This window comes from Martinezella rhizogenes, assembly GCF_007002745.1.
GTDB lineage: Bacteria > Pseudomonadota > Alphaproteobacteria > Rhizobiales > Rhizobiaceae > Agrobacterium > Agrobacterium cucumeris.
The window spans coordinates 634571-649001 of sequence record NZ_SGNY01000001.1 but is presented as its reverse complement, the minus strand read 5'-3'; the positions used below and the strand labels follow the sequence as shown (position 1 = coordinate 649001).

General features: G+C 58.4%; 11 protein-coding genes. 2 read left to right on the top strand and 9 right to left on the bottom strand.

The genetic code is table 11. The features are described from left to right. Nucleotides 1-160: 160 nt before the first annotated feature. From EXN68_RS03285 to clpP, 6 genes are all read right to left on the bottom strand, one after another. Nucleotides 161-2359: an esterase-like activity of phytase family protein gene (locus EXN68_RS03285; protein WP_142839605.1), complete on the bottom strand. Its 2199-nt coding sequence runs from the start codon at nt 2357-2359 to the stop codon at nt 161-163. A 349-nt stretch (nt 2360-2708) separates the two neighbouring features. Next, nucleotides 2709-2984, bottom strand: coding sequence for a DNA-binding protein HupB (gene hupB / locus EXN68_RS03280; protein WP_003496481.1), 276 nt, complete (start codon nt 2982-2984; stop codon nt 2709-2711). A gap of 288 nt (nt 2985-3272) precedes the next feature. Beyond that, nucleotides 3273-5690: an endopeptidase La gene (gene lon / locus EXN68_RS03275; RefSeq protein ID WP_142839604.1), complete on the bottom strand. Its 2418-nt coding sequence runs from the start codon at nt 5688-5690 to the stop codon at nt 3273-3275. A gap of 382 nt (nt 5691-6072) precedes the next feature. After that, complete coding sequence (locus EXN68_RS03265) at nt 6073-6441, bottom strand: VOC family protein (protein WP_142839603.1); 369 nt, start codon at nt 6439-6441, stop codon at nt 6073-6075. Nucleotides 6442-6638: 197 nt separating this feature from the next. Beyond that, on the bottom strand, nt 6639-7916 hold the full coding sequence (gene clpX / locus EXN68_RS03260) for an ATP-dependent Clp protease ATP-binding subunit ClpX (protein WP_003521528.1): 1278 nt from the start codon (nt 7914-7916) through the stop codon (nt 6639-6641). A gap of 292 nt (nt 7917-8208) precedes the next feature. Next, complete coding sequence (clpP, locus tag EXN68_RS03255; RefSeq protein WP_046800320.1) at nt 8209-8841, bottom strand: ATP-dependent Clp endopeptidase proteolytic subunit ClpP; 633 nt, start codon at nt 8839-8841, stop codon at nt 8209-8211. A 454-nt stretch (nt 8842-9295) separates the two neighbouring features. On the opposite strand from clpP, the gene EXN68_RS03250 reads away from it, so the two are divergent. Next, on the top strand, nt 9296-10543 hold the full coding sequence (locus EXN68_RS03250; protein WP_142839602.1) for a GGDEF domain-containing protein: 1248 nt from the start codon (nt 9296-9298) through the stop codon (nt 10541-10543). A gap of 89 nt (nt 10544-10632) precedes the next feature. Beyond that, nucleotides 10633-11880, top strand: a complete 1248-nt coding sequence (locus EXN68_RS03245) for a cytochrome P450 (RefSeq protein ID WP_142839601.1) — start codon at nt 10633-10635, stop codon at nt 11878-11880. A gap of 35 nt (nt 11881-11915) precedes the next feature. On the opposite strand, the gene EXN68_RS03240 is transcribed toward EXN68_RS03245, so the two are convergent. The 3 genes from EXN68_RS03240 to EXN68_RS03230 all read right to left on the bottom strand — a co-directional run bounded on the left by EXN68_RS03240 (nt 11916) and on the right by EXN68_RS03230 (nt 14064). Beyond that, entirely contained in the window at nt 11916-12257 is a 342-nt protein-coding gene (locus EXN68_RS03240; RefSeq protein WP_142839600.1) for a cupin domain-containing protein, read from the bottom strand. 14 nt (nt 12258-12271) lie between these two features. Next, nucleotides 12272-13555 (bottom strand): O-acetylhomoserine aminocarboxypropyltransferase, encoded by a 1284-nt coding sequence (locus tag EXN68_RS03235; protein ID WP_142839599.1) that lies wholly within the window; start codon nt 13553-13555, stop codon nt 12272-12274. A gap of 74 nt (nt 13556-13629) precedes the next feature. Further along, on the bottom strand, nt 13630-14064 hold the full coding sequence (locus EXN68_RS03230; RefSeq protein WP_142839598.1) for a CoA-binding protein: 435 nt from the start codon (nt 14062-14064) through the stop codon (nt 13630-13632). Between the last annotated feature and the right edge of the window lie 367 nt (nt 14065-14431).

Genomic DNA, 14431 nt, shown 5'->3' with positions numbered 1-14431 from the left:
ACAAGTCTCTCTCTGAGCCATCCCCGACGCGACAATGCCAGCCTTGACGGCCTGCGCTGCGACACGCCGTGCAAACCGCGCCGCCGCACCGGGGGCCTTCAGCGACAAAAAAAGCCGGGCTGTGCCCGGCTTTTCTCATTTGCGAAGCCAATCGGTACGATCAGTTGATTGCCTTCATATCAACCTTGAAGAACAGCGTCTCACCGGAAGAATCGTCCACGCCGTCATTGTCGGTCACGGCATAGGCCGTTCCGGCCTTGTCGAAGGTGAAGCCTTCGAGCTTGTCGACGACGTAACCATTGGTCTGGGCCTTCAGGTCAGGCAGAAAGTCATGCGCTTCCTGCTTGGCCACCAGCGGCAGCTCGCCACCGATCTTGCCCGGCTTCAGATCTGCGATCGCCACGCGGTAGAGCTTCTTGATCTTGGCCTTGTCGCCGATCTGGTTGTCACGCTCGACGATATAGACATATTCGCCCTGGGCAGTGATTTCAGAAAGGCCGATCCAGCCTGCCTCGGTCTTGTCGAGCGGGTAACGCACGGCGCCCCATTCCTTGGACTTCGGATTATAGGAGACGAGCTTGACGAAGCCCTTCTCGTCCGTACCCCATTCGCGCTGCACAGCCATCCACAGCGTCGCGTCGTCGCCCTTGCCGATCATGGTCACGCCTTCGAAACCGAAGCGGGTGTCGCCGGCAAGCAGTTCCTTCGGCAGGGCGATCTCAGCCTTGATTTCACCCTTGGCATTGACGTTGTAGAGCGCGTGCGGGACGAGCTTGGCGCTGTCGCCTTCCGAGGCCAGCCAGAAGCCGCCCTTGCCGTCCAGCGTGATACCTTCGATATCGAGTTTCTGGGCAGCGATGCCGTCACGCTTGATGCGCAGCACGCTGGTGATGGTGGCGGGCTTCTTCGTTGCGTCGATGGTGTAGATCGACGGCTGGTTGCCATAAACCGAGTCGGAAACGGCATAAAGAATGCCGGGCTTCTCGGCATCGCCGACCAGGCCCGAAAGAGCGCCCCAGCCGATCGGTGCACCGTCGACAGTTGCGGAAACCAGCTGCGGATAGGCTGCTTCGCCTTCAGCGCGCTCATAGATCATGACATGCGAGCGAACACCGCCGTCTTCGACCAGATCCACCTCGTTCGCCGTAACAAGAAGATTACGCGACGGAATGGCGACTGCGCCTTCCGGTGAAACGCCCGACGGCAGGAGCTGCGTCAGTTCCGGCTCCTTGCCGGTGTCCTTGTAGACAGCGACGACGGAGGCGCGCTCGGCAAGCACGAAGAAATATTTCTGATCGCCGAATGTTGCCGCTTCCAGACCTTCCGGCTCGATGCCCTTGGCCTTGGAGCGCTTTTCCGGATAGTGGCCGATGGCCGCAACCGCGTGCTCGAGCGAAGCGCCAGCTTCATAGAGAAGCTTGCCGGTCTTGTCGAAGATGGTGAAGCCGCGCGATCCGCCCTGCCAGTCACCTTCATTGGCGATGACGATACGGTCATTGTCCAGCCACTTCACGGCGTCCGGCTCGCGCTTGCGGCCTTCCTGCTTGTCGGTGAACTTCAGCTGGCCGTCCGACTTCGTGTCGATGCCTTCGAGGTCAACCGTGCCGGCGGAGAAATGCGTCTTCACCGTGCCGGTCTTGCCGTCGATGATAACGATATGGTTGTTTTCCTGCAGCGTGAGCGCGATTTCGCCATTGGCGTTGATCGAAACAAATTCCGGCTCCGGATCTTCCGGGGCGATTTCGGCCAGACCGGTGAGCTCGATCTTCTTCAGCGTCGCACAATCGGCAACGCCATTCTTCAGGCCAACCGTTACCAGATAACCGGCGGGCATCTGCGGCACGGCGCCTTCGTTCACCTCTTCGTCGCGCTCGTTCTCGATTGCGATGGCGGCAAAGGTCTTGTCCGGAGAGACGGCAACCGAATCGGGCTGGCCGCCGAGATCACAGCTTGCCTCGATCTTCTTGGTGGCGATATCGACCGTTACCAGCTTGCCTGACGGCTTGACGAAGCTTTCCGACGTGTTGACGCCGGCGAGAACCTTGAGGCCAGCAACGGCGACCGAAGTAGGCTCGCCTTCAAGCAGCAGCGCACCGCCAGCCTTCGGGGCCTTGGCATCGGTGATGTCGATGAAGCCGATGCCACCAAGCGGGCTGTCCGAATAGATCAGCGTCTTGCCATCTTCGCTGGCGGTGACGATTTCAGCCGACGTGACGGACTTGGCGTCCTTGTCTGCGGGCAGGTTTTTCGCCACCGGGAAAGATGCGATGCGGTTGAAAACCGGCTCGGCAGCGGCCGGGAAAGCTGCGGATGTCAGCAGCGCAGCAGTCAAGGCGATATGAGAAAATCGGAACGCCATTATAATCCCCCTTGGGTCCAGAAATACCCCATGGCTTCTGCGTCAAAGACATGACAGTGGGATGACATTTCCTGTCGGGAGAATCAAAAAGCCCGGCCATGAAGGCCGGGCTTTCGTGTTTATGCGCATCGTGTATCGAAACGCCGTGTGTCCGGATGGAAGCTACACAGCCACGCATCGACACTTTCAATCCACACCATACTGGCTGAGAGACTGGCCTGTCCGAAAGAGACTTCCGAAAGGCTGCCCTCTTCATGCCTGCTGATGGTGTGAGCGCGTCAAAACATGCTTCCTCGTGAACCTGAAAAACCGTATGCCCGCCGCCGGGCATCACGACCTTCCGGAAACCTTACGAGTTGACAGCGTCCTTCAGGCCCTTGCCTGCGGAAAACTTCGGTACGTTGCGAGCCGGGATATCGACTTCAGCACCCGTGGAAGGGTTACGACCCTTGGAGGCTTCACGGCGGCTAACGGAGAAGCTGCCGAAGCCAGCGAGGCGGATGTCGCCACCGCTCTTCAGTTCGTTCTGTACGGTTTCGAATACGGCATCAACAGCGGAAGCAGCATCTGCCTTCGTGAGACCAGCCTTTTCGGCAACAGCAGAGACGAGCTCGTTCTTGTTCATGTTTCCACCCCTTTCAATGGTTTGAAACGACTAAAATTAAGCCGGCGCAGAATACATTCGCATCCGCGCGCAGCAACTCAAAAGCGCTGGAATCGCCTGAAAAACAAGGGGTCTACGGGTTTTTTCACAAAAAAGGCCGACATTTCTGCCGGCCTTCCCCATATTCGTGCCAATTTGGCATCACTTGCGCGGGCCGAAGCACCGCAGCTGTCTTCCGATACCTAACACATTGATTCTATGCATCGCGCTTTGCGAAAACCGATTCCGGCCTCAGCGCCGATGCATGTATCAATGCGCGATCGTCTGACCGCCGTCGTCGACGCCTTCGACCGTCGCGATAACGGGTGTCTCGATGCTGCCGTCCCACTCGATGGGCTCCGGCTTGCGAAGCAGCGCGTGTTCGATGACCTCGCCCATGCGCGAAACCGGGATGATTTCCATCTCGTTCTTCACATTGTCCGGAATCTCCGCCAGATCCTTGGCGTTTTCTTCCGGGATCAGCACCTTCTTGATGCCGCCGCGCAATGCCGCAAGCAGCTTTTCCTTCAGGCCGCCGATTGGCAGCACGCGACCACGCAGCGTGATCTCGCCCGTCATCGCCACATCCTTCGAAACCGGAATACCGGTCATGATGGAGACGATGGCGGTGGCCATGGCAACACCGGCGGACGGTCCGTCCTTCGGGGTCGCACCCTCGGGAACGTGAACGTGGATGTCGCTCTTGTCGAAGCGCGGCGGCTCGATGCCGAAGTCCACGGCGCGCGAACGGACATAAGATGCCGCTGCCGAAATGGATTCCTTCATCACTTCCTTGAGGTTGCCGGTAACCGTCATGCGGCCCTTGCCCGGCATCATCACGCCTTCGATGGTGAGCAGCTCACCGCCAACTTCCGTCCAGGCAAGACCGGTGACGACACCGACCTGATCCTCGCGCTCGGCCTCACCGTGGCGGAACCGCGGAACGCCCAGATAATCCGGAACGTTGGCAGCGGTAACCTCAACGGACTTGACCTTGCCCTTGATGATCTCGGTGACAGCCTTACGCGCCAGCTTCATCAGCTCGCGTTCGAAGCTGCGCACGCCCGCCTCGCGGGTGTACTGCTGGATGACGATCATCAGAGCGTCATCGGTAACCGAGAACTCTTCCGGACGCAGGGCATGTTCCTTGATCGCCTTCGGCAACAGGTGACGCTTGGCGATTTCGCGCTTCTCGTCTTCCGTATAACCGGCGATGCGGATTACTTCCATACGGTCCATCAGCGGGCCTGGAATGTTCAGCGTGTTGGCCGTGGTCACGAACATCACGTCGGACAGATCGTATTCCACTTCAAGGTAGTGATCCATGAAGGTGGAGTTCTGTTCCGGATCGAGAACCTCCAGCAGTGCGGATGACGGGTCGCCACGGAAATCCATGCCCATCTTGTCGATTTCGTCGAGCAGGAACAGCGGGTTCGCCTTCTTGGCCTTCTTCATCGACTGGACGATCTTGCCCGGCATGGAGCCGATATAGGTGCGGCGGTGACCGCGGATTTCCGCCTCGTCACGCACGCCACCAAGCGCCATGCGCACATATTCGCGGCCGGTCGCCTTGGCGATCGACTTGGCGAGCGAGGTTTTGCCGACGCCGGGAGGACCAACGAGGCACAGGATAGGGCCGCGAATCTTGGTAGCACGCGCCTGCACGGCCAGATATTCGACGATGCGTTCCTTGACCTTGTCCAGACCGAAATGATCCTGATCGAGGATCGTCTCGGCGCTGTTGAGGTCGGTCTTGACTTTCGACTTCTTGCCCCAGGGCAGGCTCAACAGCCAGTCCAGATAGTTGCGCACGACGGTCGCTTCCGCGGACATCGGGCTCATCTGGCGAAGCTTCTTCATTTCCGCCTCGGCCTTTTCCTTGGCCTCCTTGGAAAGCTTGGTCTTGGCGATGCGCTCTTCCAGCTCGGCCATCTCGTCACGGCCATCTTCGCCGTCGCCGAGTTCCTTCTGGATCGCCTTCATCTGTTCGTTCAGATAATATTCGCGCTGGGTCTTTTCCATCTGGCGCTTGACGCGCGAGCGGATGCGCTTTTCGACCTGAAGCACAGAAATCTCGCCTTCCATGAAGCCGAGCGCCTTTTCAAGCCGCTGCTTCACGCTGACGGTTTCCAGCATTTCCTGCTTTTCGGTGATCTTGATCGACAGGTGCGAAGCGACCGTATCGGCAAGCTTCGAATAATCGTCGATCTGGCCGGCAGCGCCGACAACCTCGGGCGAAATTTTCTTGTTGAGCTTCACATAGCTCTCGAATTCCGAAACGACGGAACGCGACAGCGCCTCGATCTCGACCGGGTCTTCCGCAGGCTCCTGCAACGGCGTCGCGGAGGCTTCGTAGAAATCCTCACGGCCGGTGTATTCGTCGATCTGGGCGCGGCCCTTGCCTTCCACCAGCACCTTCACGGTACCGTCCGGCAGCTTCAGAAGCTGGAGAACGTTGGCGACGGTGCCGACCTTGTGGATGGCATCCGGCGTCGGATCGTCATCGCTGGCATTGATCTGGGTGACGAGCATGATCTGCTTGTCCGAACCCATGACCTCTTCGAGCGCACGAATGGATTTTTCCCGCCCGACGAACAGGGGAACGATCATATGCGGGAAAACGACAATGTCGCGCAGAGGAAGTACCGGATAGGTACCGCCAGATGCCGCAGACGTGATGTTCGTCATATCATTTCCTTTCCATGGTCCCTTTCGGGACACTTTGCCGAACGTCTTGGGGGCGTCCGGCATATTCATTTCTCGAGACTGAAAGTGGAGTTTCGAAACACCGATTTCAAGTCGCCGGAAGAGACGGCCCCGCGCACCGGCAGAACCGTGAAATTCAACAAAACCCAGCGCCGGCTATTACTCCCGACATTTCCGGTTATCCCAAGGGATCAGGAACCGGGTCGCCGACGGCAATTCACATTTCCGTCACATCGCGCTGCAAATCAGTTGTAAGACTTTATCAGCAAAGCGCAATCCGCTCCAAACGCAAAATGGCAGACGAAGCTTTCCTCCACCTGATTGTCGGGATGCAAGGCAGGGACGCCTCAAGCGGCGAAGAGCGTTACGGCATATCCGCGGCCATGGGTCCGCGAACGCCGATACAGTTGCCCCAGGGGTCACGGAACTGGCACATCCAGAGTTCCTGATCGATTTTCATCGGGCCGCGATAAAGAACAGCGCCCGCGTCCCGCAGATGCGCGAGTGACCGGCCGAAATCATCCGTCCACCAATAGACGACAGACCCTGCCGCCCCGCTTGAAACCTTTTGATCAGCGGGAACGATTTCCAGCTGGATATCGCCGATCCGCAGGTACTCGAAGCCGGAGGGAAGGCTGACCGATGCAACCGCCTCCGGAAACGCTTTCCCGTACCAAAGCAATCCTTCGGCGGGATCGGACACGTGAATGAGGATTGCGGTTACAGGATTCATCAGGATACCCGATATTTCAGGGGCATATCCGCTTCTCCACGAAAAGCGAAGACGCGTCGCCTCTTAGTTTCTAGTTATTATTCAGGTAAAAGGCGCTTACGCCATCCCCGCAAATGCTTCGAATACCGGGCAGGCATCACACAAAGAAAAGCCCCCCGCAGCCGTTGCTGCGAGGGGCTTTATTCTTCTGGAACCGATCAGGCCGAAACGTTGGTCTTTTCTTCCTGGCGATCCGCGTAGATGTAGAGCGGACGGGCGACACCGCTGACGACGTCGTTGGAGATAACCACTTCGCGAACGCCTTCCAGAGTCGGCAGTTCGAACATGGTATCCAGCAGGATCTTTTCCATGATCGAACGCAGGCCGCGGGCACCGGTCTTTCGGGTGATCGCCTTGCGGGCAATCTCGCGCAGGGCGTCCTCGTGGAAGGTCAGTTCCACATCTTCCATCTCGAACAGGCGCTGATACTGCTTAACGAGCGCGTTCTTCGGCTCGGACAGGATCTGGATCAGCGCATCTTCATCAAGGTCTTCCAGCGTTGCCAGAACGGGCAGACGGCCGATGAATTCCGGGATGAGACCGAACTTCACCAGATCTTCCGGCTCCAGCTCGCGCAGCACCTCGCCCACACGGCGATCGTCTTCCGCCTTGACGGTCGCACCGAAGCCGATCGAGGTCTTTTCACCACGGGCGGAGATGATCTTGTCGAGGCCGGCAAACGCACCGCCGCAGATGAACAGGATGTTGGTCGTATCCACCTGCAGGAATTCCTGCTGCGGATGCTTGCGGCCACCCTGCGGCGGAACGGAAGCGACCGTGCCTTCCATGATCTTCAGAAGCGCCTGCTGGACGCCCTCGCCCGACACGTCGCGCGTGATGGACGGATTGTCCGACTTGCGGGAAATCTTGTCGACTTCGTCGATATAGACGATGCCGCGCTGGGCGCGCTCGACATTGTAATCCGCAGCCTGCAACAGCTTCAGGATGATGTTTTCCACGTCCTCGCCGACATAACCGGCTTCGGTCAGCGTCGTTGCGTCCGCCATGGTGAAGGGAACGTCGATGATGCGAGCGAGCGTCTGGGCAAGATAGGTCTTGCCGCAACCCGTCGGACCGACGAGCATGATGTTCGACTTCGCCAGCTCGACATCGCCGTTCTTGGAGGCGTGCGCGAGGCGCTTGTAATGGTTGTGAACGGCCACCGACAGGATTTTCTTCGCCTGCTTCTGACCGATGACATATTCGTCGAGAATCTTGATGATATCCTGCGGGGTGGGAACACCCTCGCGAGACTTCACCATAGACGTCTTGTTCTCCTCGCGGATGATGTCCATGCACAATTCGACGCATTCATCGCAGATGAATACTGTCGGCCCGGCAATGAGTTTCCGGACTTCGTGCTGGCTCTTGCCGCAGAATGAACAATAGAGTGTATTTTTAGAGTCGCCGCCGTTGCTGCCGCTGACTTTGCTCATATCTCTTTCCTTCCAGCACGCCGCAGGTCCGCCAAACGGATCGCGGTCAACTTACCGCCCGCAGATACGGCTCGCCTTGGGGTGCATTGCCGTATCCGCCTCGTTTCCCGGGGTACTAGCCGTGTCAGATACAGGAGCTGACAACCGGCTGCAACGAATTCCCCATCAAACCAAAGGCCACGTCATAAAAATTCAACACAGCCTTAATATATACTAATATCGCTTTCTGTTGCGGTTGAAAGCCCCGAAATTACTTTTGCGGGATCAAACAAACGTCAAAAAGCGGCGCGCCTCAATTCGCGGCGGCGCCTTCCATTTCCTGGCGCGAGGTGAGGATCTTGTCGATCACACCCCAATTCTGCGCTTCGTCAGCATCCATGAAGTGGTCGCGATCAAGGGTTTTTTCAACCTCTTCGAGCGTGCGGCCGGTGTGCTTCACGTAGACTTCATTGAGGCGACGCTTCATCTTGATGATGTCACGGGCGTGACGCTCGATGTCCGATGCCTGTCCCTGGAAACCGCCGGAAGGCTGGTGCACCATGATGCGGGCGTTCGGGGTTGCAAAGCGCATTCCTTTTTCACCGGCGGCCAGAAGCAGCGAACCCATGGATGCGGCCTGGCCAACGCAGAGCGTCGAGACCGCAGGGCGGATGAACTGCATCGTATCGTAGATCGCCATGCCGGCGGTTACGACGCCACCTGGCGAATTGATGTAAAGCGCGATTTCCTTCTTCGGGTTTTCAGCCTCGAGGAAAAGCAGCTGCGCGCAGACGAGCGAAGCCATCTGGTCTTCCACCGGACCGGTGAGGAAAATGATGCGTTCCTTGAGAAGACGGGAAAATATGTCATAGGAGCGTTCGCCGCGATTGGTCTGCTCTACGACCATCGGCACCAGAGCCATGGCGGTATCAACTGGATTTTTCATGTCCGTCCTTTGTCAACTCTGCCCTTCGCGGAAAGCCGCTCCGGAATCACTTCTAACCTTCATTCTCCCTACATAGAGTGTCCCTGCCCCGTACTTCAAGACACGAAGCCGCATATCCTTAACGGCTCAACAGCGATTACAGGCGTTTGAAGCCTCTGACGGCAACGGCTTGAAACCATCGGGCGCGTCTGGAACCGGGTGCCCTTGCCGGCATTATTTTCCATCGAAGTGAGCCGCAAATGCAAAAACCCGTGGCCATGCACAGATATAACTTCTCACCGGCAAGAACTCGTTAGGGATTTACTGCTGATACTGCGCGGCGAATTTCCGGTTTCCGTCAGGAAGCGGGCGCCCCATTCGGGCGAAATGGCATCTCAACAATTCCGGCGGGCATTGCGCACATCGTGCCGCAAATCCCGCTTTCACGGCATGATAGCGCAGATAGGATTTTGCAATGCTGGATGCAAAAACGGGCATGCTGCTTTGGGCGTCGGAGACGTTCACCCTTGCCGTCCTTTTGGGAACCCTGTGGCTGCACCGCCCTGCCCGCCAGCACAATCTCTATTTCGCCGCCGGTTTTCTTTCGACCGGCATCGGCGCCATTCTTGTCGCCATGCGCGGCGACATTCCCAACTACCTGTCGATTGACGTCGGCAACACGCTGGCGCTTTCAGCTTTCGGTTTCTGGCTCGCTGGCCTCCTCTCCTTCGAACAGCGCAAGCTCGCCGGCTGGATCGCCATTCCCGCGCTTTTGTGGGTGGCCGGCATGCTCATCCCGCCGGTGCGGGACAGCATGGTTTCGCGTATCCTGCTTTACCATGCCTGTGCCGCCGTCGCTTATTTCATGCTGGCCGGCGTCGTTCTGGCAAACAGGAGCCGGGCATCGCTCAGCCGCAAGGTTCTTGCCGCTATTTTCATTTTGCAGGCCTTTTTCGGCGCCATCATCGCATCGGTCATCATTCCCGGTGATATCACGTCCCCCAGTGCCGTCGCGCTGACGTCGCCGCTCGCCTTTTCAGGCATTCTCGGCTTCACCGTCATCATCATGATCAGCGCCAAGATCATCATGGAAGATTCGGAAGCCCGCCTGCACCGGCTGGCGATGACTGACCACCTTACCGGCGTCCTCAACCGGCGCGGTCTTCTCGAGGAGTTCGAGCGCATCAAGAAGCGGTCGCCGGCTTCCAGCCGTTATGTGGCGCTGGTGCTGTTCGACATCGACCATTTCAAGAAGATCAACGACAAATATGGCCACCAGTCCGGCGATGCGGTGCTCGTGCACTTTTGCAACATGGCGCAACGCGTCATTGGCGATCGCGGCCTGTTCGTCAGAATGGGCGGCGAAGAATTCGCGCTGGTCGCCGAAGTCGAAAGCCCGTCCAGCACGGTGACGCTGGCGGAAGCCATCCGCAGCAATCTGCGTCTTTCCAAGATCAGTTCACGGGGCGAAGGTATCGAAGTCACCACCAGCGTCGGCATATCGGAAGCCATGATCAAGGATGCCGACCTGAGCGTGATGATGACGGAAGCCGACCGTGCGCTCTATGCAGCGAAAAAAGCCGGCCGCAACAGGACCGTCATCCACGTCAATTCGGCCAATGTCGTCGTCCCCTCCCCGGACCGGGACGAAAATCCGATGGACAACAATGCCGACCGACAGGTTGCGGCGCTGAACCGCATATCGGCCATCGCCAGCCGGTGACATGATGCCCAGGCGATGACAGGCGGAAAAACAGGCAGCGGTTTTTCCCCACTCTTTCCAAAGCACACTACGCGGACTAAACCTTGAGCATGACAGCGACATTTCCCTTCCTCACCATCGACCCCGCCACGCGCCGCGTTTCACTTGATGCCCGCGACCCGGCCTTCTATAATGATCCGAACCCGGTCTATGCGGCGCTTCACGCGCAATGTCCCACCTTTTACTGGGAAGAGCAGCGGCAATGGTTCTTCACCGAATATGACCATGTCAGCGCGCTTTTACGTGACCGTCGTTTCGGCAGACAGATCCTGCATGTGGCCAGCCGTGAGGAAATCGGTCTCGCCGAACCACTCGAACATGTGAAGCACTTCGATGCCGCCGAGCAACATTCGTTGCTGGAACTGGAGCCGCCGGAACATACGCGGCTGCGCACGCTCATCAACCGCGCCTTCGTTTCGCGGCATGTCGACAAGATGAAGCCGGAAATCGAAGAACTCGCCAACCGCCTGATCGACGCCTTCGAAGCCGATGGCAAGACAGAACTGCTCTCAACCTATGCCGATATCATTCCGGTGACGATGATTGCCCGCATGATCGGCATTCCCGAAGAAATGGGGCCGCAGCTTCTGAAATGGTCACATGCCTATGTCGGCATGTACATGTTCAAACGCACTGCCGAGGACGAGCTTCTTGCCGACAGGGCAGCCAGGGAGTTTTCCGATTATGTGCGCAGCGTGATCGCGGAACGGCGGGCGGAACCGCAAGACGATCTCCTGAGCCATATGATCCACACGGAGCATAAGGGCCAGTATCTGACCGATGACGAGCTGATTTCCACCACCATCGTGCTGCTGAACGCCGGACACGAGGCGACCGTGCACCAGATCGGCAATTCCGTACGCATCATTCTGGAAAGCGGCATCTCGCCTGATACGCTGTTCAGCGACGAGACGACCACGGAACGCACGATTGAAGAGACGCTGCGTATCTGCGCGCCAGTCCATATTTTCCAGCGCTGGGTGCTGGAACCGGTCGAGATCGACGGTGTGACGTTCAAACGCGGCGACAAGGTCAGCCTCATTCTGGCCGCGGCCAACCTTGACCCCGCAAAATTCTCCGACCCGCTGGCCTTCAAGCCGGACCGGAACGAGGGCGCCAACGTCTCCTTCGGCGCCGGCATCCATTTCTGTATCGGTGCGCCGCTGGCAAGGCTTGAGCTTAATCTTGCCCTGCCGCTGCTGTTCAGACGCCTGCCGGGTATCAGGATTGCCCAGCCGCCGAAGGTGAAGGACGTCTATCATTTCCATGGTCTGGAGCGGCTTGATCTGGCGTGGTGAGATGTAGCTGAGGTGTCCGCAGGGATCATCCGGCCTCAAAGCCGGATGACGTAATCCTTCCTTGTCGTTTCCACGACCTCCCAGGTGCCCGTGAAGCCGGGCTGCAGGACGAGCCGGTCGCCCCGCTTCAGGTGGCGCGGCGCGCCGCCATCTTCCGTCAGGATGGAGTGACCTTCGAGAATGTTGAAATATTCCCATTCATCATAGACCACCCGCCATTTGCCCGGCGTGGATTGCCAGATGCCGGCATAGATGCCGCCTGGCGCTTCCTCCAGATTCCACGTGGTGAATCTGGGATCGCCGGAAATCAACCGTTCCGGCGCAGGCGCGCCATGCTCCGCTTCGACCGAAACATCAAATGTCAGCAAGTTCGTCATGACGGGCCGCCCTCTCAGATTTTCGCAAGCGATTGTTCAAGATCGGCGATGATGTCCTTGACGTCCTCGATACCGATGGAAAGACGCACCACATCCGGCCCGGCGCCGGCGGCCGTCTGCTGTTCCGGCGTCAGCTGCGCATGGGTGGTGGAGGCCGGATGGATGACGAGCGAGCGCGTATCGCCGATATTGGCGAGATGCGAGAAAAGCTGCAGCCCTTCCACCAGCGCCTTGCCAGCGGCATAACCGCCCTTGACGCCGAAGGTGAAGACGGAGCCCGCCCCCTTCGGCGAATAATGCTGCTGAATGGCATAGTTATCGCTGTCCTCCAGCCCGGCATAATGCACCCAGCCAACTTTCGGATGCGCCTTCAGCCATTTGGCGACGGCGAGCGCATTGTCGGAATGGCGCTGAACGCGCAGCGGCAGGGTTTCGATGCCGGTGAGGATGAGGAAGGCGTTGAAGGGCGAGATGGCCGGGCCGAGATCGCGCAGGCCAAGGACACGGCAGGCGATTGCGAAGGCGAAATTGCCGAAGGTCTGGTGCAGCACGACGCCCGAATATTCTGGCCGGGGTTGCGACAGCGCCGGATATCTGTCCGTCGCCGACCAGTCGAAGGTGCCGCCATCGACGATGATGCCGCCCATGGAATTGCCGTGTCCACCGAGAAATTTCGTCAGTGAATGCAGCACGATATCCGCGCCGTGTTCCAGCGGTCGCAGCAGATAGGGGCTCGCCATGGTGTTGTCGACGATCAGCGGCAGGCCGTGGCGGTGGGCGACATCGGCAATTGCAGCGATGTCGACGAAGGTGCCGCCGGGATTGGCGAGGCTTTCGATGAAGATGGCGCGCGTGCGGTCATCGATCTGCGCCTCGAAACTGGCCGGATCGGTCGCATCGGCCCAGCGCACCTGCCAGTCGAAACCCCTGAAAGCGTGGCCGAACTGGTTGATGGAGCCGCCATAAAGCTGGCGGGCGGCAACGAAATTGTCGCCGTGCTGCAAAAGCGTGTGGAAGACCAGCAATTGCGCGGCGTGGCCGGATGCGACCGCGAGCGCCGCCGTGCCACCTTCAAGCGCTGCGACACGCTCCTCCAGAACCGCCTGGGTGGGGTTCATGATGCGGGTATAGATATTGCCGAATTCCTTCAGCCCGAACAGCGCGGCGGCATGATCGGCATCACGGAAAGCGTAAGCGGTCGTCTGATAGATGGGCGTCGCGCGTGCGCCGGTGGTTGGATCTGGCTGTGCGCCCGCGTGGACCGCCAGTGTTGAAAAACCGGGATTGCTGCTCGACATGATATTTCCTCCACATACAATTTTGGAGGGATCATAATGCCTTGCAGCGAAATGATAAGTCCGATCTGTACCAACTATCGCACAATATTGAGACGCGGATACTCAATTGCGGGGCAACGGTCCATTACCACGTTCATGCCATAGGCTTCGGCCTTGGCGGCGGCATTGTCATCGCGCACGGATAACTGGCCCCAGATCACTTTCGGGCGCTGCGGCAGCAATATCGCCTCCTCGACGATCGCTGAGAGATATTCGGGCGCCCTGAAGACATCAACCATGTCCACGGGTTCAGGAATATCGGCAAGCCGGGCATAAACTTTCTGCCCCAGTATCTCCTTGCCCGCCTGGCCGGGATTGACCGGAAACACCCGGTAACCCTTCGACGATAAAAATCGCATGACGCCATGGCTCGGCCGGTCCGGATTGGGTGAGGCGCCAAGCAGGGCGATGGTCCTGACATCGGTCAGGATTTTTCGGAGATAGTCCGGTTCATAAGTATCATGCTGCATGTCAACTTGTCCCTTTGGCGCATCTCGCAGTTTGAGCGATGCTGGCAGGCACCCTTCTGAGAAATCAGCGCGAGTATCGCGTTTCCTGCATAAAGCCGCAGCTACATTTGCCCGCCACCGGCGCTTGCTTTTGTCCTATGCTTTTATGTCATTTAGGACGCATAATCGCATTCTTGAACCCCTGCCCGGTCTAAAGCCCATGAAAGTGGCCCTTTCTTGCCTCGATATGGGGCAATTTCATTCACGCAAAATGATTTCACGAAACCACCCAGCATAAGCTGGTATTGAGTATTTTCATCCAGTTTCCAAAACGACCCATATGCGGGGGAATGCCGGCTCAAACAACATTAGCGTGCATTTCATGCGC